Source organism: Streptomyces sp. NPDC001068 (assembly GCF_042897315.1).
Lineage (GTDB): Bacteria > Actinomycetota > Actinomycetes > Streptomycetales > Streptomycetaceae > Streptomyces.
The window spans coordinates 53,264-75,830 of record NZ_JBIAYD010000002.1; the positions used below are offsets into that span (position 1 = coordinate 53,264).

Below are 22,567 nucleotides of genomic sequence, written 5' to 3' on the forward strand. Positions count from 1 at the left end.
ACACGGCCGTTCCCGCGTCGACGGCGCGGCAGGCGCGGCCTCCCGCCGAGGGGGTACCCGGAGCGCGACCACCTACCAGGTGTTCGGGGTCCGAGGACCACAGACCGGAGCGCGGCTCCGCAAGGCGCGGCCCTCCCGGCAAGGAGCACACGATGAACACCCCAGCCCCCACCACACCCCGGCAGGCCACGGGTCGCCACGGGATCTTCAGCCACGAGTTGCGCTCCGAAGACCCCTCACGGCAGGAGGAGTTGCCGGCGGCCGCCGCCGAACTGGAGGAACTCGGCTTCGGCGCCATCTGGCTCGGCGGCAACAGCAGCGTGCGGCACGCGGCTCGACTGGCCGGGGCCACCGAGCGTGTCGTCCTGGCCACCGGCATCCTCAACATCTGGTACGAGGCCGCCGCGGCGGTGGCCGGTCAGTGGTCGGAGCTGGACCGTGCCCACCCCGGCCGGTTCCTCCTCGGTCTGGGGGCCAGCCACGCGCAACTGGCCCAGAACTACCGGCGGCCCTACTCCACGATGGTGGAGTATCTCGACGCCCTCGACGCCGCCGGCACGCCCGTGCCGGTCGAGCGCCGTGTCCTGGCGGCGCTCGGCCCGAGGATGCTGCGGCTCGCCAGGGACCGGGCCGCGGGCGCCCACCCGTACCTGGTCACCCCCGAGTACGTCGAACAGGCACGGGGCGTGCTGGGCGAGGGCCCGCTGCTCGCTCCCGAGGTCACCGTGGTGCTGGAGAGCCGCCCCGACCGGGCACGTGAGGTGGCACGCGGTTTCCTCGACTACTACCTCAAGCTGCCCAACTACGCCGCCAATCTGGAGCGTCTGGGCTTCACCGGCGAGGACCTCACCGGCGGCGGCAGCGACCGCCTGGTCGACGCGCTCACCGTCTGGGGCACGGACGAGGCGATCCGCACCCGCCTGGACGCCTACCACGCGGCGGGCGCCGATCACCTGGCCCTGCAGGTCATCACCGGAGAAGGCGGGGACACCCCGCCACGCGCCCACTGGCGCCGGCTCGCGCACATCGTCGGCCCGGGTGCGCGGGGCGCGTAGCAGCGCATCCGGGCGAGCCCCCTCCGGAGGCCCATGCGCGGGCGACAAACGGCGCGAAACAAATGTTTCGCGACCTTCAATGGATAAAATGGCTAACGTCCTCATATACCTCACTCATCGTTCGGCGGGCCGGGCGTGAACCGCGAGCCGGACCGGGCCGGAGTGAACCTGCCCATGCCCGTCACACACGCCGGAGCCACCCGGTCGCACGGCCACTGACCGCGCGGCCCGCCTCCAGGAAAGTCGGTGAAGGTCGTGACGGCTGCCGCCTCGGGCCACGAAGAGGCCTCGACAGAGCTGGCCGCCCGCTTCCGCCGGCTGTCGAAGGAAACCGCCGCCACCAGCGCCATGCTGTTCCTCCTGGCACCCGATGAGCCGGTCCTCAAACTGTCGATGCTGTACGGAACGTCCTGGACGGTCCTGTCTCCCTGGACACGGATCCATGTGGAGGAGTCGATCCCGGTGGCCGAGGCCACCCGTGAGAGACGTCTGGTGTGGGTCGGAGACTCCGAGAAACTCGCCCTGCACTATCCGCGGCTCGCGCTCATGGTTCCCGAGCACGCGGTCACGGCCGCACCGATCATGGCCGGTGAGACCGTGTACGGGGCGGTGTGCCTGCTCTGGCCCCCTTCGCATCCCAGGCACCTGAGCGCACGGCAGACGGCGGCGATCCACGCGTACTGCGACCGTGCGGGACAGGTGCTGGAGCAGGCGGAACTGAGCGGAGATCCGGTGCTCCCCGGAGAGCATCCGCTGGTCCTGGACGCGGACCGGTCCACCCCTCCCGATCCGACCAGAGCCCTGGCGGCGTACGAGTACGCGGACCGCCTGCCGGGGGCGATGTCCCTGGACCTGGAGGGCAGAACCACCTTCGTCAGCGACGCGGCAGCCGGACTGCTCGACATCCGAGCCGCCGACCTGCTGGGGACACGCCCCTGGGAACGCGTGCGGTGGCTCGGGAACACCCCCTTCGAGGACGGCTTCCGCGCGACGCTGATCGGTCACCGACCGGTGCACTTCACCGCCGGCCGCGCCGGGGCCGAACCCCTGTCCGTCGAGCTCCACCCCGGCGCCTCGGGGGTCAGCGTCCACATGACCGTTCCGTCCCCGACCTCACCGGCCGGCCGGGCGCGTCACGTCCCCTCTCCGACGGCACAGGCGGAGTCCAGACTCTTCCATCAGCTGATGCACCTGGCCGCCGGGCTCACGGAGACGGTACGGGTGAAGGACGTGGCCGAGACCATCGCCAATCGGCTGCTGCCCGCGTTCGGGGCGGCGGGTCTGATCCTGATGGCGGCCCGCGAAGGACGGCTGCATGTCGTCGGCCAGCGCGGCTACACCACCGACTTCCTCTCGCTGTTCGACGGCCACCTCCTGTCGTCCGCGAACCCGCCCGCGATGGCGCTCACCGCGCACACTCCGCTGTTCTTCAGCAGCTTCACCGAGTTCAAGCGGGCTTATCCGAGTGCCGTCCAACACGGCACCAGGAACGCTTGGGCGTTCCTGCCGCTGATCATCCGGGGCCGGCCGGTGGGAATCCTCGTCCTGTCCTTCGACCGCGTTCGGCAGTTCCCTCCGGCGGAGCGCAACCTCATGGTCTCCATGGCCGGGCTGGTGGCCCAGGCCCTGGACAGAGCCTGCCTCCACGAGGCCAAGGACGACCTCGCCCGCACGCTGCAGAACGGCCTGCTGCCGCAACGACTGCCCACCGTTCCCGGTCTCCAGGTCGCCGCCCGGTACCTGCCCGCGGCCCGCGGGATGGACATCGGGGGCGACTTCTACGACCTGATCCGCAACGGTCCCGGCACCGCCACGGCGGTCATCGGAGACGTGCAGGGCCACAACGTCCAAGCCGCCGCCCTCATGGGCCAGTTGCGCACCGCCGTACACACCCACGCCATCGCCGGCATGAGCCCGGACGACCTCCTGGCCCGCACCAACCAGGTCATGTGCGACTTCAACCCCGGCCTCTTCGCGAGCTGTCTCTGCGTGCAGCTCGACCTCGCCCGGCACCGCGCCCAGCTCGCCACCGCCGGACACCCTCCGCCGCTCCTGCACCACGAGGGCCGCGCCCAGGCCCTCATGGTCCCGCCGGGACCGCTGCTGGGTGTCGTCGCGAACGCCGAATACCCGCTCGTGGACATTCCGCTCGCCGCGGGCACCACGCTGGCCCTCTACACCGACGGCCTCGTGGAGGCGCCCGGCATCGACATCGCGGACGCCATCGCCGACCTCACGAACCGCTTCACGAAGGCCTCGGGGAACGACGTCGAAGTCCTCGTCGAATCCCTTCTGGGCGACTGCTCCCACCATTCGCGTACCGACGACATCGCCATGCTGCTGGTCCGCGTCGCGAGCTGATCCGCGTCCACCGCCCCCCCCAAAGGCCCGTCCCTTTCGAGCTCTCGGGGTCAACTCGCCCTACAGGCAGGACAATGGGATTACTGTCGACTGCGGGGGAGACATGCGGCGAGGTGCTCGACGGAGCGACACGCCCGTCGCCGTGGGGCGCGGACGTGTCTACAGGCCTCAGGGCGGCGAGCGCGTCCGCAGGGCGCTCGGCTACACGCTGTGCCTGCTCGTCGGGTTGGTCTTCATGACCGCCGGATTCCTCATCGGCTTCGACAACGTACTTGCGCGGGTGCACTTCGCCGACGCCGAGAAGGTTCCCGCGGTAGTGGTCGACGCCAGGTACGTCAAACCCGAGATGCGCCAGAGCCCCTCCTTCATCAGCGTCCGCACCACCGGCGTCCACGACGTCCGGGCGACGATCGACGATGTCTTCCTGGCCCCGGACGGGCTGTCGCCGGGCGATCGGGTCACCGTCCTCTACGACACGGCGCGACCGGGACATGCCCTGTTCCCCGGCCAACTCGGCTGGACGAAGCTCATGTTCCCGGGCGGGGGACTGTTCCTGTGCGGCTTCGTCGCGGCCATCACCTACGGCATCTGGATGACGAAGGAGGTCACGGGGGATCAGAGCCGGGCGCTCCACCACAGAGCTTCCTCGTCGCCAACGTGACGTTCGCCCGCGCCGCCGTGCGGGTCGACTGATTCGCGCGGTCACCCTGTCATCACCGTCACCGGGCGAGGTGTGGCGCGTCGGTCGTCCCGCGTCCGCGTCCGCCGTGCCCGTTCGGGTGGGAACGGGCACGGCGGACGTGTCGGACTAGCTGCCGGGAACCGCGTCCTCGAAGGTCGTTCCGGCCGTACGGTAGGCGCTGACCTTGGCGGAGACCTGGGCCGGGGTCAGCACCTGGTCCTTGACGTGCAGGACGTAGTCGACCTGTTCGTCGTACGCGCGGGGTGTGGTCGCGGTCTGGCCTGCGAGGTCGATCAGCCACTGGTTGATGTTGATCGACATGGGCCGCTCGGGCAGGTAGGCGGCGTCGTGAGTGCCGAAGAGCTGCCCGTCGATGTAGTACTTGATGCTGCTGTTGTCGATGGTGAGCAGCAGGTCGTGCCAGCCCGCGTAGCTCTGCCGTGCCTCGGTGTGCTGGTTGACCGCCTGCCAGGGGTCCGGGTTGTACGTCTCCCAGGAGGTCGTGTACAGGATGTTCGACGGCTCGCCCCAGCCGCCGTTGGGGAGGTACTCGAAGTCGTACTCCGCGTAGTCGTCGGCCATCGGGGCGGTCAGGTCGTTGATGGTGAAGAACGTCTGGACGAGGTGGTCGCCGTCCGGACCGGACACCGGGGCGTCGGAGAACTTCACGCGTGCGGCGTAGGTGCCGTTCTTGAACTTCATGGCCTTGGTGGCCACTTCGGTCTGCTTGGTGGTCTCCGCGGTGCCGGAGGTCGACGTCCGCAGGTTCATCACGGAGTTGCCGGCCGTGCTGGAGAAGGTGACGTTCTCCGGGGCCCAGGCCGCGCCCGGTACGCCGGGTCCGCCGGAGTTGGAGCGGACGTTCCAGCCGTTCGCCGAGATCCTCGGGTCGCTGGACGTGGTGTAGTTGAAGTCGTCGAACAGGCTCTGACCGCCGCCCGGAGGATCGGTGGGCGGGTCCGTCGGGCCGGTCGGGTCGTCCCCTGCCGGGGGCGTGCCCCACACGGTGCTGCCGGACAGCTGCGCGGTGATCTTCGGCCACTCCGCGTACGACGTCTGGGCGCCGTTGAAGGAGTAGTCGTCGGCCTGGTTGAGGGTCTGCCAGTCGGCGCGGTAGAACCGCAGCTGCATGTCTCCGGTGTCGGCGCCGGGTGCGAGGCTGCCCGCTCCGGAGGTGAAGGCGATGTCGAGGTAGCGGTCGGCGGTGGCGGTGGGGTTGGCCAGGGTGCCGAAGGTTCCGGTGATGTTGGCGCAGCCCTTGACCGCCCATGAGCAGGCGAAGCGGTAACTCGTGCTGCTGGAGTCGGACTTGAAGTAGTAGCGGACCTTGACGCCGGAGAGCTGGACGCTCGCGGTGCCGGTGTTCCTGACCTTGAGCCATGGTTCGGACTGGTCCGCCGTGGCGCCCGTGGCGCTGGTGCGGTACTGGACGCTCAGGGGTGCGCCGGCGGCGCCGGCCGTGCCGGACAGGGCGGCGAGGCCGGCGGTCCCGGTGGCCATGGCGACCACCGCGGCTGCGGCGGCGCGCCATCTGCGGCTGGGGGTGTGGGGTTTCATGGCGTTCCTCTCGGATCGGCCTGGCTGTCGGAGTGTGCTGTGGGGCGGTTCAGGGATGGCTGGTGACCTGGAGGGCGTTCAGGCGCGCCGTGTGACCGCGCAGGCGGGTGGCGAAGTCGGCCCAAGGAGTGGGGCCGCTCCAGCCGTTGTCGGCGAGGGCGCACAGGCGGGGGTAGGTGAGGTATTCGATGCGGTCCGGGGTGGTGACGTATTCGGTCCACAACTGCGCCTGGGTGCCGAGGATGTGTGCGGCCGCCCGGGCGGGCAGGCCGTCGGGCACGGGGTCGTGGCCGTGGACGTCCTGGAGTGCGACGACCGCTCCCGGCTGCCCGGCGGGCTCGTCGGCCGCGTCGCTCTGCGGGTAGTCGAAGTAGGTGGCCCGGTGGTAGGCGTTGACCACGTCGTGGCCACGGGTCGCGGCGGCGACGGCGTGCACGGGATCGCGCCAGACCATGGCGGTGAAGTCGCGGGGCAGTTCGGTACCGGTCTCGGTCCAGCCGACGGGCCGGCGCCCGTTGGCGGTCACGAAGGCGCCGACCTGGCCGAGGAACCATCCGTGCAGCGCCGCGGCGCCGTCCAGTCCGGTGGCGCGCAGCCGGTCGTGGGCCACCGGGCTCCGCTCCCATTCGGCGAGGGGGCACTCGTCGCCGCCCAGGTGGATGTAGGGCGAGGGGAAGACGTCCATGACCTCGTCCAGCACCGTGCGGCAGAAGTCGAGCACCTCGTCGTGGAGTCCGAGGACGGTGTCGCACACACCCCATCTGGTCCACACGTCGAGGACCTGGTCGGGGTGGTTTCCCAGGTGCGGATAGGCGGCCAGGGCGGCCCGCGCGTGGCCGGGCATCTCGATCTCGGGCACGACCGTGATGCCGCGTGCGCGCGCGTGGTCGACCAGTCGGGCGAGTTCGGTCCTGGTGTAGGCGCCGCCGTGGGCGGTGCCGTCGTAGCGGTCGCCGCTCGCGCCGACCATGGACTGGGCGCGGTGGCCGCCGATCTCGGTGAGCTTGGGGTAGGCCGCCACGGGCATGCGCCAGCCCTGGTCGTCGGTCAGGTGCAGATGGAAGATGTTGATCTTGTGCAGGGCGAGCAGGTCGACGTAACGCAGCAGATACGGCATGGGCTGGAAGTGGCGGGCCACGTCGAGCATGGCTCCGCGCCAGGGCCGGCTGGGGAGGTCCGTGATCTCGGCGCAGGGCAGGGTCCACGGCACGCCACGCTGGGGGGTTGCCATCAGGGCTTCGGACGGCAGGAGTTGACGGACGGTCTGCACTCCGCGCAGCAGCCCGGTGAGCTCCCGGGCGCGCAGCAGGACGGAGTTCGGCCCGATCGTCAGCCCGTATCCCTCGCCGCCCAGGCCGGTCAGCGCGGAGTCGAGATGGAACACGACGGCCGCGTCGACGGCGTGGCCGAGGGTCAGGCCGGTGGCCGGGGACAGGAGGTCGCGCAGCAGGTCGGCCGCGGGTTCCGCGCCGGCGCTGACGCGCAGCCTGGTGTCTGGCCCGAAGGTGAAGTGACCGTGGGTGAAACGGGCGTTGGAGGGTCGGGGCACGAGCGCGGTGTGCGGCGGGGATGTGGGCACGGCTCATCTCCGTGGGTCGCGTGCGGGAATGGGCGAGGAGGCTCAGCCCTTGACGGCGCCGGCGGCGAAGCCGGAGGTCACATGGCGCTGCAGGAGCAGGAACACGGCGAGTGCGGGGAGCGCGAAGAGGGTGGAGGCGGCCATGGTGGCGCCCCAGTCCGTGCCGAAGACGTTCTGGAAGGAGGACAGCCACACCGGCAGGGTCCGGCTGTCCTGTTGCTTGATGATCAGGAAGTTGGCGTAGGCGAACTCGTTCCAGGCGGTGACGTATCCGAACAGGGAGGTGGCCATCAGCCCGGGGGCGAGCAGCGGAAAGGTGATGTGGCGGAAGGCGCGGCGGCGGGTGCAGCCGTCGACCTGGGCCGCTTCCTCCAACTCCCTGGGGATGGCGGCGATGAACCCGCGGAGCACGACGATGGTGAACGGCAGGGTCATCATGAAGTAGACCAGGGTCAGGGTCGGGAGCCGGTCGAGCATGCCGGTGTCGCGGGAGATGATGTAGACCGGGATGATCAGCGCCTCCCAGGGTGCCATCTGGGCGATGAAGACCATCAGCATGAACTGGCGCCTGCCGCGCCAGCGCATGCGGGCCACCGCGAACGACGCCCCGAGCGCCACGATCAGGGCGAGCACGACGGCGCTCGCGGTCACGAGCAGGCTGTTGCGCCAGAAGAGGGCGAATCCCTGGGCTCCGACCGCGGTCCGGAAGTGCTCCAGGGTCCAGGTGTGCGGCCAGAGTTGCGGGGTGTCGGACTGGATGTCCCGGTTCGGCTTGAACGCGGTGGTGACCATCCAGTAGACGGGGAAGAGGCAGACGGCGATCGTCGCCGTGGCCGCCGCGTGCAGCGGAAGCCGTCGAAGGCGGGGGCGTCGCGTGCTCACAGGGCCTCGCCCTCCTGGCGGAACATCTGGCGGAAGTAGAGGACGAGTACGGCCGCCATCAGCAGGACGGTGACCATGGAGGCGGCGGAGCCCAGGTCGTAGCGCTGACTGGACAGGGCGGTCTGGACCGCGTAGACGGGCAGGATGGTGGTGGCGTCCCCCGGTCCCCCGTTCGTCATCACCCAGATCTGCACGAACGCCTTGAAGGTCCAGATGACCTCGAGCGAGAACACCAGCATGAAGATCGGGCGGATCATGGGGAAGGTGACGGCCCGGAAGATACGGCCGGCCGAGGCTCCGTCGAGGCGAGCGGACTCGTACAGTTCCGTGGGAACGGTGGTCAGGGCCGAGTACACGGTGATGGCCGCGAACGGCACCGACTGCCAGACGATCAGCAGGACCAGGATCGTGAAGGCGGCCGGGCCGTGCGCGAACCACGGGTAGCGGTCGAACGAGGTGAAGCCGAGTTGCTTCAGGGACCAGTTCACGATGCCGAACTCGGAGTGGAACAGCCACTGGAAGACCGTGGTGGCGGCGATGACCGGCATGGCCCAGGCCAGCACGAGCGAGCTGAGCAGGGCCAGCCGCCACCCGCGGCCGAGCCGTTCGATGAGCAGGGCGACGAGGGTGGCGAGCACCATGATGAGGACGACGTTGACCGCCATGAACACGAAGGTGCGGCGGACCACCTGCCAGAACCGCGCGTCGGTCAGCAGCGTGTCGTAGTTGCGCAGTCCGACGAACCGGGCGTGACCGGAGATGAGCTGACGCAGCTGGAAGTCCTGGAGCGACATCAGTACGGCTCGGGCCAGGGGGTAGGCGAGCAGGTACAGCATGCCCAGGACCGTGGGCGCGATCAGCAGGTAGGGCCAGAGTCCGCCGCGGTCGTGGCCCTCGTCGCCGCCTGGTTGCCGGGCGAGGGACGGCGCGGGCCCGCGCGGCCGGTTCCCGGCCGGCGCCGCGCTCCGTTCGTGGACGATCGACACGGCTTCCTCTCCTGTCGGTGTGCGGGCGGGGGCCCGCGCCGCGGGTACGCGGCGCAGGCCGTCGCGGCTCAGGAACTGCCCTTCATGGCGTCGGTGATCGCGGCGGAGGCCTTGGCGGCCTCGCCCTGTTCGTCGGCGCCCGTGAGTACCGCGGTCATGTAGTCCTTGATGGGGTTCTTCGCCTCGACCGCGGCCCAGCCGGGGGTGTTGGGCGTCGCCCGGCCGACGGCGGCGCCCGCGGCCATCGCGGAGGCGCCGGGGTCGGAGGCGACCGCGTCGGCGAGGTTGGTCTTGTTCGGCACGTAGCTCATGGCGGCGGCGAGCTTGCGCTGCCAGGTGTCTCCGGTGAGGTCCTTGACGAAGGTGAAGGCCGCGTCCTGTTTGCCGGATGCGGCGGGGATGACGAGGTCGGAACCGCCGATGAACACGGACCCGGGATGGTCGGCGGTCTTCCCCGGAATCGGGAAGAAGCCGAGCTTGCCCTTGAGTTCGGGGTTGTTCTCGGTGATCACGTTGGCTCCGCCGGGAGTGGAGATGATCTGTGCCACCTGGCCCTTGGCCATGACCTCGGCCTGCGGCGGTTGCGCCTCGTCGGAGTCCTTGGGGCCCTTGCCGAGTGCCTGGAGCCGCTTGTAGAAGTCCATTCCGCTCAGCGCCTGCGGGGTGTCGAGGGTGCCCTTCCAGGAGCCGCCGGTCTGTGCGGCGAGGTCGCCGCCCTCGTCCCAGATGAACCCCGCCAGGGCGTACCACATCTGGCCCGGCAGGTAGATGCCCTGGTTGTGCCCGGTGTTGAGCTTCTTGGTGGCCGCGATCCACTGGTCCCGGGTCTTCACGGCCGCCGGGTCGATGCCGGCCTTCTTGAACAGGTCGGTCCGGTAGATCACGACGCGGTTGGCGGCGTAGTACGGAATGCCGTACTGCTTGCCCTCGTACGCGCCCGGCTCGGCAAGCCCCTTGAGCCAGGTGCCGCCGCCCAGTTCGCCGACCTTGTCGCTGAGGTCGAGCAGACCGCCGCTCTGGGCGAACTGCGCGACCTGGGTGTTGCCCGTCTCGATGACGTCGGGTGCGTCGTTGCTGGCGAGTGCCGCGGTGACCTTCTCGCCGATTCCGTCCCACTCCTGGATCTGGACCTTCGCCTTGATCCGCGGGTGCGCGGCCTCGAATCCGGCGACGAACTCCTTCTGGAACCGGGCGGAGACGCTGTCGCGCATGAGCCAGACGTCGATCGTGGTCGTGCCGTCCCCGGACGATCCGGAGTTGCCGCCACAGGCACTGAGTCCTGCGGCGATCACCAGTGCGGTCACACCTGCAAGCATGCGGAGCTTCACAGTTCACCTCTGAAGGGATGACACCAAGAGACCTGACCAGTTGGACAACTGGACAGGTGACCTGTCAGTGGTGGATGAAGGTGGCATAGACCAATTGAGGCGTCAACCCCCCACGCCCAAGGCACTTTTGACACATCACCAGTCAAGGATCTTCACCAACCGGGCCGATGAGCGACTACACTGCACCTGACCAGTGGCAGTCAGTGGTAAAGACCGCACCGACTGGTGCCGGTGAATTTCTCGGACGGCGGGGCAGGAGCGGTCTACATGAAGGCGGACGGTTCAGGAGCGGTCCTCAAGCGTGAACGGGTACGGGACCACATCCTTCAGCTCACCGAGTCACTGCATCCCGGGGACGCCATCCCCTCCGAACGGTCCCTGTGCGACAGCCTGCAGGTCTCCCGGCCGACCCTGCGCGCCGCGGTCGACGAACTCGTCGCGGCGGGGGTGCTCGTCCGCAGACACGGCCGCGGCATGTTCGTGGCACCGGAGAAGATCACCCAGGAACTCGTCGCCGACTCGGCGGGCATGGCCCTCCCCCAGGCGTCCGGCACCTGGTCGAGCCGCCTGCTGGAGTTCACCACCCACGCCGCCGGCGCCCGTGTGGGCCGCAGACTGCACGTGTCGCCCGCGGCCGACATCATCTACGCCGCGCGACTGCGCCTCGTGGACGGCGCCCCCATGGCGATCGAGCATCTGCACATTCCGGCGGCGACGGCGCCCGCCCTCACCGCGGGCGAGCTGGAGGCCGGCGACCTGTACGAGCACCTGCGGGAGCGGCATCAGGTCCAGGTGAGCAAGGCCGTACAGACGATAGAGCCCACCGTCGTCAGCCCGGCCGAGTCGAAGCTGCTGGAGGTTCCCCACCTCTCCCCCGCGCTGCTGTTCGAGCGCCTGACCTCGGACTCCGCCGGCCGGCCCGTCGAATACGTCCACTCCATCTACCGGGGTGACCGCTACCGCATCGTCTCCCGTCTCTCCCTGGACTCACCCGCCGCTCCCGGCAGGGCTCACGCGGGAGGCCTCGCACCGGGCATGGCACCCGACACGGCCGCACCGTGGTAGCCGCCCGCCCCGGCTGACGGAACGCCCCGCCGTCGTCCCGTGTCGCGGGGGCCGTTCGAGAACGCCGGCCGGAGACTGTTGACAGGGGCATGCGGTACTCCGATGCTACGGGCGGAGCTGTCGGCACCGACCACGACAGCACCCCCCGCACGCTCCCGCCCGCGTGCACAGCATGGCGCGCCGTCCCCCACAGGAGCCCACATGCACAGTATCCGCAACGTCGTCACCGCGCTGGCCCTCAGCGCACTGACAACGATGTCAGCAGTAGTCCTCGGGCCCGGCGTGGCCCAGGCCGCCGGCACCGTGTGCGACAAGTACTGCGACGGCAGGGACCCGGCGCTCTCCCCCGGCGACCGGACGCCCGTGACCACCACCCTCTTCTCGCGCTCCATCACGCTGCACCTCGACGACGCCGACGACATGGGCTGGGCCTCCATCGACAACGGAAGCCCGACCGACGAAGTCTGGCTCGACCGGTCCTTCGACGGCGGCCGCACCTGGAGTTCGGGCAGCCGGCTGGGCGACACCACCGTTCCGTCGGGTCAGCGGGGATGGCGCACCCTCATGTACAACGCCGACGACTGGAACAACCACGGGGTGGGTGCCCTGCGGGCCTGCGGCAAGGCGGGCGACCGCACCGACATCGCGTGCACACCCTGGGCTCGTACCACCTGGAACGCCGCGGACCGGCGGGGCGCCGCGGCCACCGCCCTCATGGAGTTCTACGACTACGGCACCGGGCTGTTCGCGACGACCGGCTGGTGGAACTCGGCCAACGCGCTGACCTCCCTGATCGGCAACATCCGCACGACCGGCATCACGAGTTACCAGTACGCCGTCGGACGGACGTACGACCTCAACGTCAACGCCCAGGGCGGTCGGTTCAGGAACGCCTACATCGACGACACGGGCTGGTGGGGCCTGGCCTGGGTGGCGGCCTACGACCTCACCGGGGACAGCCGCTATCTCGACACCGCCCGGGCGGACGCGGACCACATGGCGTCGTACTGGGACTCGGTCTGCGGAGGCGGGGTGTACTGGAGCACCGCGAAGTCGACGAAGAACGCCATCCCGAACTCCCTCTACATCCAGCTCAACGCGGCCCTGCACAACCGGCTTCCGGGTGACACCGCCTACCTGGGACGGGCCCGGGCGGGTTGGTCGTGGCTGAAGGGCACCGGACTCGTCACCGCCGCCAACACCGTCTCCGACGGTCTGTCGCTGTCCACCTGCAAGACCGGCGACACCACAGTGTGGTCCTACAACCAGGGCGTCCTCGTCGCGGCCCTCACCGAACTCCGCACCGCCACCGGTGACAGCGGCCTGCTGGACACCGCCCGGCGCATCGCCGACGCCAACACCACCTCGTCCCTGCTCAACACGGCCGACGGCATCCTCAAGGACCCCTGCGAGGGAAGCGGTTGCGGAGCCGACGGCCCCTCCTTCAAGGGTGCCGACGTCCGGGGCCTGGCGCAGCTCAACGCCGCGCTGACCGACCACCCCTACACGGCCTACCTGCAACGCCAGGCCAACCTCGCCTACGGCGGCGACCGCAACGCCCTCGACCAGTACGGCCTCCACTGGTACGGCCCCCTGGACTCCACCGACGCCGCCCGGCAGCACAGCGCCCTCGACCTCATGAACGCGGCTTCCAACTGACCGTCTGGGAATGAACGCCCGCGGCACGATCAATACGCACCAAGCCACGTCTACGCGACATCGGGCCGTGTCATCAGCGGCGACCGCACGTGCAACTCCAGGCTGGGGCCGGTCAGGGGTACGGTGCTCCAAGTCGCCGACGCGGTCCCCGTCTCGGCGTCGGCGACCAACCGAACCCGGTGCGGGGTGGTGACGACATAGAGATCGGCGACGAACGTGTGGCCCTGCCACGCGCCGGCCGCAGCGACGGGGCGGCCAAGTGGGGAGCTCTCCCGCCAGTGGCCATGGCCGACCTCTACGTCCAGATGCGACTCGAACCGTACGGTCCATCCGCCGTCGGCGGGATCGACGATGACCCCCGTTCCGTCGGGCAGGGCCGAGCCCTCAGCGGAGGCGTCGAGTGTCGCGCCGACCGAATGCGCCGGGCCTGCCGAACCCGGCACCGGCGACAATGACAGTCGCCGCAGCCGATGGGCGAGGATCTCGTCGTCCCGGGCGTTTCCCGCATGGTTCACGGCGGGCAGCAGGCACTCCCACAGGGCGTCGAAAACCTCCTGCGATTCTCCTTGGGCGGTCACGGCGACCACGAGGTCGTGCGACGGGACCACCACACACTGCTGTCCGAAGGAGCCGTGGCCGTGGTACCCGTGACGCGACATCCAGAACTGGTAGCCGTAGCCACAGGAGAAGTCGGCGTTGTTCCCTCCCTCCTCGTCCGGCGCGCAGTTGATCTGCCGTCGGGTCGCGAGCTCCACCCATTCACGCGGGACGAGCTGCCGGGCGCCCCACACCCCTCCGCGCAGGAGCAGCTCACCGAAGGCGGCGACAGCCTCGGTCGTGAGATGGAGTCCGTGGAATCCGAAGACGGCACCGCTCTTCACCCGGTCCCATTCCGCGTGGTCGACGCCCATCGGATTGAAGAGGCGCTCGTCGAGGAATTCCGCGAGACCGCGGCCCGTCACCCGCTCCACCATCCGGGCCAGGATGAAGGTGGTCGAGTTGTCGTAGGTATGCCGTGTTCCCTCGGCCTCGGCGAATGACAGGCCCAGGAAACCCTTCACCAGGTCGTCGGGTTCCAGCTCCCAGGCCTCGGCGAGGCTGTCCGTCGGGTACCCCACTGTCATGGACAGCAGGTGGTGAACGGTGATGCGGCTTCCGTGTTCCGAGATGCCGGTCGGGACGTGATCAGGCAATACGCGCACCACCCGATCGTCCAGTGAGAGCAGCCCGTCGGCGATCGCGAGCCCCACGGCGACCGAGGTGAAGGACTTGGTCAGCGAGTAGAGGAGGTGCGGGCGTTCGGCCGAGTACGGCGCCCACCAGCCTTCGGCCACGACGTGACCGTGGTGTACGACCATGAGGGAGTGACACTCGACGGATCGTGCTTCGAGCCGATCCAGCAGCGCGGCGATCGACCGGGACGATATTCCCGAGGCGGCCGGTGTCAGACGCGGCAGCAACAAGCCCTGAGAAGCCATCCGGGCACCTTATCCGAATGCCGTTTCGACCCCAAGCCAATAAGGTCAAGCTGGTCACGTAGCAGTTCCTCGACAGCGCGCGTGAGGTTGGATCCGTCAGTTGTCTGAAAACCCTCGGGCAGGAAGGTCCAAGCCCACATAATTCAGATTGGTGACGAAGTCTGCGCCTCCGAGGTTGGTCAGCTCCCCTCCGGGCCCCGCTGCTGCGTGTCCTCACCTACGTCGGTGGCCTCACCGGTCGTGCGCGATCGCTGCCGCAACCGCCGGTGCACCGGTGGGCAGGACACGTAGAAGCTGGCAGCCGCGGTCACGAACTTCAATAGCATCGTGATCTGGGGAAGCACCGTCCAGATTGACTCTGTCCAGGCAGTGATCGTCGTGAACGACATCGCGAGCTCCTTCGCTCAGAGAACCGATGCTTTTACGGTGAGCGTGGGAGCGGCCACTTTCGGCTAACCTGGAAATCTGGACGCTGGTCACCAAAGACGTCTCTTGCACGCGACCGCTTCTGGGGGGAATGCGGATGCTCGACAACCTGAAACGGTTGCACGCTCTGGTCGGGTATCCATCGCTGGAAACACTCGCCCGGCACGCTCAGACCGAAGGATCCGCGACATCGAGATCCACCTTCGGCAACCTGCTGAACGGCAAGCCCACACGCCTCGAAACAGTAGAGGCGTTCGTCCGGGCCTGCGCCCGGCATGCCCGCACCCGCCATCCCTCCATCACACTCGACCCCACGGAAGTTCACCTCGACACCTGGCGTGACCGCTACGCCGACAGCCACCGCCCCCGAGGCGCTCACCGCACCACGACTGCACCGCGCACGGCTGAGGGCATCACCGGAGCGGCGCACCGGCCGCAGCCGTGGCCACACCAGGTGGGGGTCCTGCCCCTGCTGGCCGACTGCCGCCAGACGCGCCCCGCTGACCACGACCTAAACGCGTTCATGGCAACCGAAAGCGATGCCGCCGTGGTGTGGCAGGTGTTGTCGGGAATGGGTGGCGTCGGCAAGACGCAACTCGCCGCAGCTCTCGCTCAACGTGCCTGGCGGGCGCGACAGGTCGACCTTCTCCTCTGGGTGACCGCTGCGTCTCGAGACGCCGTCGTCATCGCCTACGCGCAGGCCGCTGCCGACGTCACTGGACTACAGGACGATGACCCCGAACAGGGTGCAGCGCGCTTCCTCGCATGGCTGTCCGAACCGCATCGCCGACGATGGCTGATCGTGCTGGACGACCTGCAGACCCCCGCGGATCTCAATGGGCTCTGGCCTCCGACGGTCCCCTCCGGCCGAGCGGTAGTCACCACTCGTCGCCGTGATGCTGCCCTGTCGAGCGGGCGGTGCGTCGTGGAGGTGGGTCTATTCACGCCCAGACAGTCGACGGCCTACCTGAGCGCCCGGCTGGGCGGTCACGGCGATCAGCTCGCCGAGGCCGACGGGCTGGCACAAGATCTCGGACATCTACCGCTGGCACTGGCTCAGGCCGGGGCATACATCCTCGATCGGGGATTGACCTGCGCTGACTATCGGCGCCGCCTCAAGGACGCCCGCAGGGGCCTGGCGGACCTTACCCCCGAGCCCGCAGCTCTCCCGGATGAGCACCGAGCCACCGTTGCTGCCACGTGGTCCCTGTCCATCGACCATGCCGATACCTTGCCCCCACGAGGGCTGGGCCGCCCCATCCTGGAGCTGGCAGCACTGCTCGACCCCAACGCGATCCCAGCTGAGGTGTTGACCACGGCCGGGGTCACCACCTATCTCGACGGCCGCCGCAATTCCCCGGAGTCAGTCGAGGCCGATGATGTGCGAGACGTACTGCACAGCCTGCACCGTCTCAGCTTGCTCTCACTCGATCCGGTCGATCCAACCATCCGCGTGCACGCCCTGATCCAGCGTGCGGTCCGCGAGTCTACGGAACCGGGACACACCATCGCGTTGGCGACGGCCGCAGCCGATGCTCTCGTGTCGATCTGGCCGGACATTGAGTGCGACTCTTCCCGTGGGCAGGTGCTACGAGCCAACGCAACAGCCCTGCGCGGCACAGCAGGCCTGGCCTTGTGGAACGCCAAAACCGGTGCCCACCGCGTACTGTTCACCGCCGGCATCAGTCTGGGTGAGTCCGGTCTGGTTTCGGCGGCCGCCACCTACTACGGCGACCTGGTCTCCACGGCAGTGCAGCAGCTCGGCACCGAGCACGTCCACACTCTCGCCGTCCGTGCCGGCCATGCACGGTGGCGGGGCGAGGCAGGTGACGCCGCCGGCGCCTTCACCGCCACCGCAGCCCTGCTGACGGACCGGTTGCGGGTGCTGGGGGCCGACCACCCTGACACCCTCACCACCCGGCACAACCTGGCCTACTGGCAAGGCGAGTCCGGCGATCCCGCTGGGGCTGCGACCGCGTTCGAAGCCCTGCTGATCGACATGGTGCGGCTGCTAGGCGCCGATCACCCCGACACGCTCACCACCCGCAACGACCTGGCTTGGTGGCGGGGAAAGGCGGGTGACCCGGCCGGGGCGGCTGTGGCGCTACGAGCATTGCTCGCTGACCGGCAGCGGGCACTGGGGCCCAACCACCTGCATTCAATGATCACAAGGAATGACCTGGCCTGGTGGCAAGGGCTCGCTGGCGATCCCAACGGCGCGGTCGACGGGTTTCGTGCCCTCCTCCCCGACCTCGTGCGGGTACTCGGCCCCGACCACCCACGCACCTTGACCACCCGGAACAACCTCGCCTGGTGGCAGGGCGCAGCAGGGGATCCCTCCCACGCGCTGGCCGCCTTGCGAGCGGTCCACACCGACCGCCTTCGAGTACTCGGCCCCGACCACCCGCACACAATGATCACCCGAGGCAGTCTCGCCTACTGGAGAGCGATGTCTGGCGACCCAGACGGTGCGGTCAAGGAGTTCGAGGAGCTCCTGACCGACCGCCTTCGAGTACTCGGCCCCGACCACCCGCACACTCGCACCAACCGCCATCAGATCGCCTACTGGAGTAACTACACTGGCGACCAGACCACCACTGGAACCCTGCTGGCCGCCATGGTGCAGGTGCTCGGCCCCGATCATCCCGACACCCTCACTGTGTGGAGCCACGACTCCACACAGGTCCCGCCACTCTGAACCGCTGCCGAGCAGACGAAGACCATGTCGCATCGGTGGGCTCCATCGGTCACGTCGGTCAAGTCTCCTTGACCGACGTGGGACTGAGCCCTTCTTCGACTCAGCGACTCCTGAGGTTGTCCCGTGCTCATGTGCTCGAGCGAGTTCGGCTGCACGTTGCGGCCGGCACGAACTCCGAGCCCGATCCCGTCGAGCCGGCGCCCAGAAGTCGCTCTCTCATCGGGCGTCCCGCGAGGGCGCCGGGAAAGGCCCAGAGGTGTGCGTCGGTGTGTCCGAGGGCGGCCGTACCGCGGCGTCTCCGCACGAGTTTCCGGATCGGGCCGGTGAGCGAAGAGGGGATCGGAGCCGAGGGCGAGGGTGGTGGCCTACGTGTGACCGGCGGTCCGGAGCCCGTCACCGAAGTCGGCTGCCTGCCTTCGGAGTTCTCGGGCGGCCGGGCGCTGGACGCCGGCAGGAGCGGTCGGTGAGTATCCGTGGGTGAACGATGTTGCCGACGGCCGGGGGCCTCTCGCGGGCGGACCGAGGGGCGTGCGTTTCGTCGAGTTGTCCGGTCGGGTGATGTCCGCCCTGCTCGACGGCGACCTGTCCGAAGCCGGCAGGGTGGCCGGGGTTTCGCTGAGCGGGTACTTCGTGACCGACAGCGCACGGTGGCTGTGGCGGCTGCGGCTCGAGCAGATGGCCGCCGATCCGGAGCATGCGCGGTGGATGGTGCGGCACGCGGTCGTCGGTGACCACGGCCTCGTCGTCGGGCACGCCGGTTTCCACGGACCACCTGACGAGGCCGGCATGGTCGAGATCGGCTACTCCGTCGCTCCGGACTTCCGCCGACGGGGATACGCCCGGTCCACGCTGACCGAGTTGCTGCGCAGGGCGGCGGCCGAGACCGCGGTCACGACCGTACGCGCGGCGATCAGCCCCGACAACGTGGCGTCCCTGGCCGCGATTTCGGGGTTCGGCTTCGTCGAGGTCGGAGAGCAGTGGGACGAGGAGGACGGCCGTGAACTCCTCTTCGAGGTTCCTGCCCGCCCGGTGGCACCCGCTTGACGGGGCGCCGTGCGGCGCGGAGCAACGAGCTGTGAGCCGGCCGACCGCCCCGCCTCGGTCACGCTGCGGTGGCAAACTCGATTGTGGCCGCGCGGTCTCCTCCCGCAGGCTGGCCCCATGTCCCCTTTCGTGCGGCCCGCCACGCTCGCCGACGCTCCGGCCGTCACCGAACTCCTCAACCAGATCGACCGCATCGAGATCGGGCGGCCCGAGACCGACCTGCACACGGTGGAGGCCGACTTCAAGCGGCCCGGCAGCGACCTGTCACGCGACTCCTGGCTGGCCTTCGACGGCGAGCGGCTGGTGGCGTACGCGCTGGTGTGGGACAAGTCGCAGGGCGAGCGGATCGACGCCGACCACTACGTGCTGCCCGACCAGCAGCACGCCGGGCGGGTGCTGCTGGCGGCCCTCGAGGCCAGGGCGCTGGAGATGGCCCGGGCCAACGGTGCCCGCCGAGCCGTGCTGCACCTGTACCTCAACGCGACGCCCACCATCGACCAGGCGCTGCTTCGGACGCGGGACTGGACCGTCGTACGCCGGTACCACGTGCTGGAGAAGACCCTGCAACCCGCCGAGGGCCTCCGGCCCGAGCCGCCCGCCGGCGTCCGGGTGCGGCCGTGTTCCGGTGAGGGAGACCGGGAAGCCGTGTACGCGCTGCACCAGGCGGCCTTCGTCGGGCACTTCGACTTCCGGCCGCGGACCTACCGGCAGTGGCTGAGCGACATCGACGCCGAGGGGCTCGACTGGTCGCTGGTGTGGATCGCCGGCACCGGGACGCTGGGGGACGCGGGTTTCCTCGTCGCGCAGGACGACCGGGAGGCCATGGGGTGGATCCGTAGCATCGGTGTACTGCGCGAGGCCCGTGCGCAGGGCCTCGGCGGACTGCTGCTCCGGCACGCGTTCGCGGCCTTCGCCGCGCGCGGCCGGGACACCGTGGGGCTCGGCGTGGACACCGCGAACGCGACCGGGGCGCCCAAGCTGTACGAACGCCACGGCATGACCGTCCACTTCGCGGTGGACACCTGGGAACTGGTCGCGACCTGACGGACGCGGGGCCCGGGCGGGGCGGCCGTCCTGGTGCCGTCGACGTGGCAGGCGGCGGAAACGGCTGCCGTCGGCGGTCCGGCGGCGACGACCGCCATCACCTGGGGAGGGGCGGCCGTGGCCGGGGGCGCAGGACGCCTTCCGGGTCGTAGCGCTTCCACAGGTCGAGCACGCGGTCGCCGGTCATGCCGGGGTAGGTCCGCCGGAACGTCGCCCTGCCGGGGCTGGACTCGAAGTTGACGTAGGCGCCGTCGACATGCGGTGCGAGATGCGCCCAGCCGGCGGCGAGCCGGGCCCTGTCGTGCGGTGGGAACGCGGAGGCGACGACGAGGACGTCCTGGTGGCGGTGGGCGAACGCCGTGTCGGCGGGGTCGGGATCGTGGGTCGCGCCGCCGAGGGACCGCAGCTGTACGAGGACGGGGTCCGCGGCGGTCGTGGCGCGCACCAGGGCGCGCGCCGCGTCCCGGGAGACGCCGGTGAGCATGCCGTTGGTGGTGCTCGACGGCATCTGCGCCGCGTTGTCGTGCAGATGGGCCGTGGGCACGAGGTCGGTGTAGTGGACCATCCGCGCCTGCTGGACGGCGACTTCGCCTATGTCCAGCAGTGGCGCCAGCGCCCGTTGCACGGTCCCCTCGTCGTCGGAGGCCACGACGGCGGTGATGAAGGCGGCCGCGGTGGTGCCCTGGGGGGCCAGCATCACCGCCGTGGACAGCTCGCGTGGGGCTCGGGTGACGACGTCCGCCCAGCGGCGCAGGGTCTCCCCCGCCGGATCCACCGCGGCGACCAGATGCGCGTAGCCGACCGCGCCGAGTTCCATCGCCTCGATCTCGAAGGCGACCGCGATCCCGGCGCCCGCCCCGGCTCCGCGCATCACCCACAGCAGGTCGGGATCGGTCTGCGGGTCGGCGCGTACGACCGTTCCGTCGGCGAGGACCACCTCGACGGCCCGGACCCGGTCGATCGTGAGCCCGTACCGTCGCACGAGCCAACCGACGCCGCCGCCGGTGGCGATGCCTCCGACTCCCACGTTGCCGTGGTCGCCGGAGCTGATGGCGAGGCCGTGCGGGGCGAGCGCCTGCGCCACCCCGGCCCAGCGCGCACCCGCCTCGACGCGGACCAGCCCGGCGCCGCGGTCGATGACGTCGACCCGGTGCAGTGCGCTCAGGTCGATGACGAGCCCGTCGTCGTTGGTTCCGGTGCCCGCGAGCCCGTGGCCGCCGCTGCGGACGGCCACCCGGAGCCCCGCCTCCTGTGCGGTCCGCAGTGCCGCCGCGATGTCGTCCGCGGACTCGGGCAGCACCACGGCGGCAGGCCGGCCCACCGTCGTATAGGTGGACCGCAGGCGTGGGTAGCGCTTGTCGTCAGGTGTGACGATCCTGCCCGCGAGCCGGGCCGGGGCGGCACGGAGGATGTCCTTCACCAGGCGCTCCTGATCGCTTCGACCTGCTCACGCACCGCCGGGACGATCTCGTGGGCGAACAGGGCGGCCTGGCGCTCCGGTTCGGCCACGGGCCACAGGACGAACGTGTCGAATCCGAGGTCGACGGCCCACTCCGTGAGGGTGTCGACCCAGCGTGCGGTGTCGCCGACGAGTCCGGGGCCGCTCGCGGGGCCGCCGATCGCGCCGATCACGTTGTAGACGCGCCGCAGGGTCCGGGGGTCGCGGCCGGCCGATACGGCCGCCTCGTCGATGATCTGTTGCCGGGCGGGCACCTCCCGCGGTGTGACGTAGATGTTGAGGGGGGAGATCCAGCCGTCCGCGTGCCGCCCGGTGACGGTCAGCATGCGGCGCTTCTGGGCGCCGAGCCACAGTTCGACGGGCCGGGGAGGCATCGGCCCGGCCTGGTAGCCGCCGACGGAGTGGTACGGGCTGTGGTGCTCGACGACCTCGCCGTTCAGGGCCCTGCGCAGCAGTTCGACCGACTCCTCGGCGTAGGCCACCATGTCGGGCCCGCGTCGCGCCGGGCCGCCCATGGAGGCGATGGCGTCGGGGATGCCGCCGCCGCCGACGCCGAGCCGGACCCGTCCGCCCGTGAGCACGCTCAGCGACACGGCCGCCTTGGCGAGCATCACCGGGGGCCGGAGCTGGAGATCGGCGACGTCCGTGACGAAGCCGATGCGTTCGGTGAGGGCGGAGAGATGCGAGATCAGGGTCCAGGCGTCCAGGTGGTCGGGCTGGTAGGGGTGGTCCTGGACGGCGAGGTGGTCGAGGCCGAGGCGCTCCGCGGTCTGCGCGAGCTGCCGGGTCTGCGCCCAGGACCCGGCGGTGGGGTCGAGGCTCAGACCGAAGGAGAGGGGACGTCGGTAGTCGGTCATGCGTCCACCCTGCGCCGGGGACGCGCCTCGACAAAGCTGCCCGTAAGTAACTAATCTTTCGTAAGTGAGCACCATTCACGACGACTCCTGCCCGCGCTTCGAGGACACCCTCGAACTCGTCGGCCGCCGCTGGACCGGCTCCGTACTGCAGGCCGCCGGCCGGGGCGCCAGGCGTTTCGGCGAGTACCGCGCGATGATCGACGGGATCTCCGACCGTCTGCTGTCGCAGCGGCTGAGGGAACTGGAGGCCGCGGGCCTCGTCGAACGCACGGTGATTCCCAGCACTCCCGTGCAGATCCGGTACCGGCTGGCACCCGACGGCGAGAGCCTGGTGGCCGCCCTCCTGCCGCTCGCCCGCTGGAGTACCGAGCGTCCCGGGGCCCGGAACAGCGCGGGGTGAGCCGCTC

Annotated in this window: 18 protein-coding genes; 9 read left to right on the forward strand and 9 right to left on the reverse strand. The window is 69.9% G+C overall.

Annotated elements, in window-relative coordinates; translation table 11 throughout:
* The first annotated feature begins 152 nt into the window (after positions 1-152).
* The 3 genes from ACFY3I_RS05615 to ACFY3I_RS05625 all read left to right on the forward strand — a co-directional run bounded on the left by ACFY3I_RS05615 (position 153) and on the right by ACFY3I_RS05625 (position 4,077).
* Entirely contained in the window at positions 153-1,055 is a 903-nt protein-coding gene (locus ACFY3I_RS05615; RefSeq protein ID WP_390859477.1) for an LLM class F420-dependent oxidoreductase, read from the forward strand.
* A gap of 246 nt (positions 1,056-1,301) precedes the next feature.
* Positions 1,302-3,416: a GAF domain-containing SpoIIE family protein phosphatase gene (locus ACFY3I_RS05620; RefSeq protein ID WP_390859478.1), complete on the forward strand. Its 2,115-nt coding sequence runs from the start codon at positions 1,302-1,304 to the stop codon at positions 3,414-3,416.
* A 142-nt stretch (positions 3,417-3,558) separates the two neighbouring features.
* Complete coding sequence (locus tag ACFY3I_RS05625; protein WP_390859479.1) at positions 3,559-4,077, forward strand: DUF3592 domain-containing protein; 519 nt, start codon at positions 3,559-3,561, stop codon at positions 4,075-4,077.
* 147 nt (positions 4,078-4,224) lie between these two features.
* Here ACFY3I_RS05625 and ACFY3I_RS05630 read toward each other — a convergent pair whose 3' ends face one another.
* The 5 genes from ACFY3I_RS05630 to ACFY3I_RS05650 form a co-directional block, all read right to left on the reverse strand.
* Entirely contained in the window at positions 4,225-5,655 is a 1,431-nt protein-coding gene (locus ACFY3I_RS05630) for a cellulose binding domain-containing protein (RefSeq protein WP_390859480.1), read from the reverse strand.
* A gap of 49 nt (positions 5,656-5,704) precedes the next feature.
* Positions 5,705-7,234 (reverse strand): beta-N-acetylhexosaminidase, encoded by a 1,530-nt coding sequence (locus ACFY3I_RS05635; RefSeq protein ID WP_390859481.1) that lies wholly within the window; start codon positions 7,232-7,234, stop codon positions 5,705-5,707.
* Positions 7,235-7,276: 42 nt separating this feature from the next.
* Positions 7,277-8,116 (reverse strand): carbohydrate ABC transporter permease, encoded by an 840-nt coding sequence (locus tag ACFY3I_RS05640; protein WP_390859482.1) that lies wholly within the window; start codon positions 8,114-8,116, stop codon positions 7,277-7,279.
* Positions 8,113-9,102 (reverse strand): carbohydrate ABC transporter permease, encoded by a 990-nt coding sequence (locus ACFY3I_RS05645; RefSeq protein WP_390859483.1) that lies wholly within the window; start codon positions 9,100-9,102, stop codon positions 8,113-8,115. Before ACFY3I_RS05645 ends, ACFY3I_RS05640 begins: the two co-directional genes overlap by 4 nt.
* Before the next feature lie 68 nt (positions 9,103-9,170).
* On the reverse strand, positions 9,171-10,430 hold the full coding sequence (locus ACFY3I_RS05650) for an extracellular solute-binding protein (RefSeq protein ID WP_390859484.1): 1,260 nt from the start codon (positions 10,428-10,430) through the stop codon (positions 9,171-9,173).
* Positions 10,431-10,697: 267 nt separating this feature from the next.
* On the opposite strand from ACFY3I_RS05650, the gene ACFY3I_RS05655 reads away from it, so the two are divergent.
* The gene (locus ACFY3I_RS05655; RefSeq protein ID WP_390859485.1) at positions 10,698-11,495 is read left to right on the forward strand and encodes a GntR family transcriptional regulator; all 798 of its coding nucleotides are present in this window, start codon (positions 10,698-10,700) and stop codon (positions 11,493-11,495) included.
* A 201-nt stretch (positions 11,496-11,696) separates the two neighbouring features.
* The gene (locus ACFY3I_RS05660) at positions 11,697-13,154 is read left to right on the forward strand and encodes a glycoside hydrolase family 76 protein (RefSeq protein WP_390859486.1); all 1,458 of its coding nucleotides are present in this window, start codon (positions 11,697-11,699) and stop codon (positions 13,152-13,154) included.
* Positions 13,155-13,204: 50 nt separating this feature from the next.
* Here ACFY3I_RS05660 and ACFY3I_RS05665 read toward each other — a convergent pair whose 3' ends face one another.
* On the reverse strand, positions 13,205-14,632 hold the full coding sequence (locus tag ACFY3I_RS05665; RefSeq protein WP_390859487.1) for a serine hydrolase domain-containing protein: 1,428 nt from the start codon (positions 14,630-14,632) through the stop codon (positions 13,205-13,207).
* 179 nt (positions 14,633-14,811) lie between these two features.
* Entirely contained in the window at positions 14,812-15,021 is a 210-nt protein-coding gene (locus ACFY3I_RS05670; protein ID WP_390859488.1) for a hypothetical protein, read from the reverse strand.
* Positions 15,022-15,155: 134 nt separating this feature from the next.
* Here ACFY3I_RS05670 and ACFY3I_RS05675 point away from each other — a divergent pair, with 134 nt between their 5' ends.
* From ACFY3I_RS05675 to ACFY3I_RS05685, 3 genes are all read left to right on the forward strand, one after another.
* Complete coding sequence (locus tag ACFY3I_RS05675) at positions 15,156-17,756, forward strand: tetratricopeptide repeat protein (protein ID WP_390859489.1); 2,601 nt, start codon at positions 15,156-15,158, stop codon at positions 17,754-17,756.
* Positions 17,757-18,314: 558 nt separating this feature from the next.
* Positions 18,315-18,800 (forward strand): GNAT family N-acetyltransferase, encoded by a 486-nt coding sequence (locus tag ACFY3I_RS05680; protein ID WP_390859490.1) that lies wholly within the window; start codon positions 18,315-18,317, stop codon positions 18,798-18,800.
* Between the two features lie 117 nt (positions 18,801-18,917).
* Positions 18,918-19,844 (forward strand): GNAT family N-acetyltransferase, encoded by a 927-nt coding sequence (locus tag ACFY3I_RS05685; RefSeq protein ID WP_390859491.1) that lies wholly within the window; start codon positions 18,918-18,920, stop codon positions 19,842-19,844.
* Between the two features lie 97 nt (positions 19,845-19,941).
* Here the strand turns inward: ACFY3I_RS05685 and ACFY3I_RS05690 are convergent, their stop codons facing one another.
* Complete coding sequence (locus tag ACFY3I_RS05690; protein ID WP_390859492.1) at positions 19,942-21,264, reverse strand: FAD-binding oxidoreductase; 1,323 nt, start codon at positions 21,262-21,264, stop codon at positions 19,942-19,944.
* Positions 21,261-22,160 (reverse strand): LLM class flavin-dependent oxidoreductase, encoded by a 900-nt coding sequence (locus ACFY3I_RS05695; protein WP_390859493.1) that lies wholly within the window; start codon positions 22,158-22,160, stop codon positions 21,261-21,263. Before ACFY3I_RS05695 ends, ACFY3I_RS05690 begins: the two co-directional genes overlap by 4 nt.
* Before the next feature lie 64 nt (positions 22,161-22,224).
* Here ACFY3I_RS05695 and ACFY3I_RS05700 point away from each other — a divergent pair, with 64 nt between their 5' ends.
* Positions 22,225-22,560: a helix-turn-helix domain-containing protein gene (locus tag ACFY3I_RS05700; protein WP_365289186.1), complete on the forward strand. Its 336-nt coding sequence runs from the start codon at positions 22,225-22,227 to the stop codon at positions 22,558-22,560.
* Positions 22,561-22,567: the final 7 nt, after the last annotated feature.

Bases quoted from the DNA above. Each gene is read 5' to 3' on its own strand.
- ACFY3I_RS05615 (WP_390859477.1), top strand. From the start codon at position 153: ATGAACACCCCAGCCCCCACCACACCCCGGCAGGCCACGGGTCGCCAC.
- ACFY3I_RS05655 (WP_390859485.1), top strand. From the start codon at position 10,698: ATGAAGGCGGACGGTTCAGGAGCGGTCCTCAAGCGTGAACGGGTACGG.
- ACFY3I_RS05630 (WP_390859480.1), bottom strand. From the start codon at position 5,655: ATGAAACCCCACACCCCCAGCCGCAGATGGCGCGCCGCCGCAGCCGCG.
- ACFY3I_RS05675 (WP_390859489.1), top strand. From the start codon at position 15,156: ATGCTCGACAACCTGAAACGGTTGCACGCTCTGGTCGGGTATCCATCG.
- ACFY3I_RS05665 (WP_390859487.1), bottom strand. From the start codon at position 14,632: ATGGCTTCTCAGGGCTTGTTGCTGCCGCGTCTGACACCGGCCGCCTCG.
- ACFY3I_RS05695 (WP_390859493.1), bottom strand. From the start codon at position 22,160: ATGACCGACTACCGACGTCCCCTCTCCTTCGGTCTGAGCCTCGACCCC.
- ACFY3I_RS05680 (WP_390859490.1), top strand. From the start codon at position 18,315: ATGTCCGCCCTGCTCGACGGCGACCTGTCCGAAGCCGGCAGGGTGGCC.
- ACFY3I_RS05685 (WP_390859491.1), top strand. From the start codon at position 18,918: ATGTCCCCTTTCGTGCGGCCCGCCACGCTCGCCGACGCTCCGGCCGTC.
- ACFY3I_RS05670 (WP_390859488.1), bottom strand. From the start codon at position 15,021: ATGTCGTTCACGACGATCACTGCCTGGACAGAGTCAATCTGGACGGTG.
- ACFY3I_RS05660 (WP_390859486.1), top strand. From the start codon at position 11,697: ATGCACAGTATCCGCAACGTCGTCACCGCGCTGGCCCTCAGCGCACTG.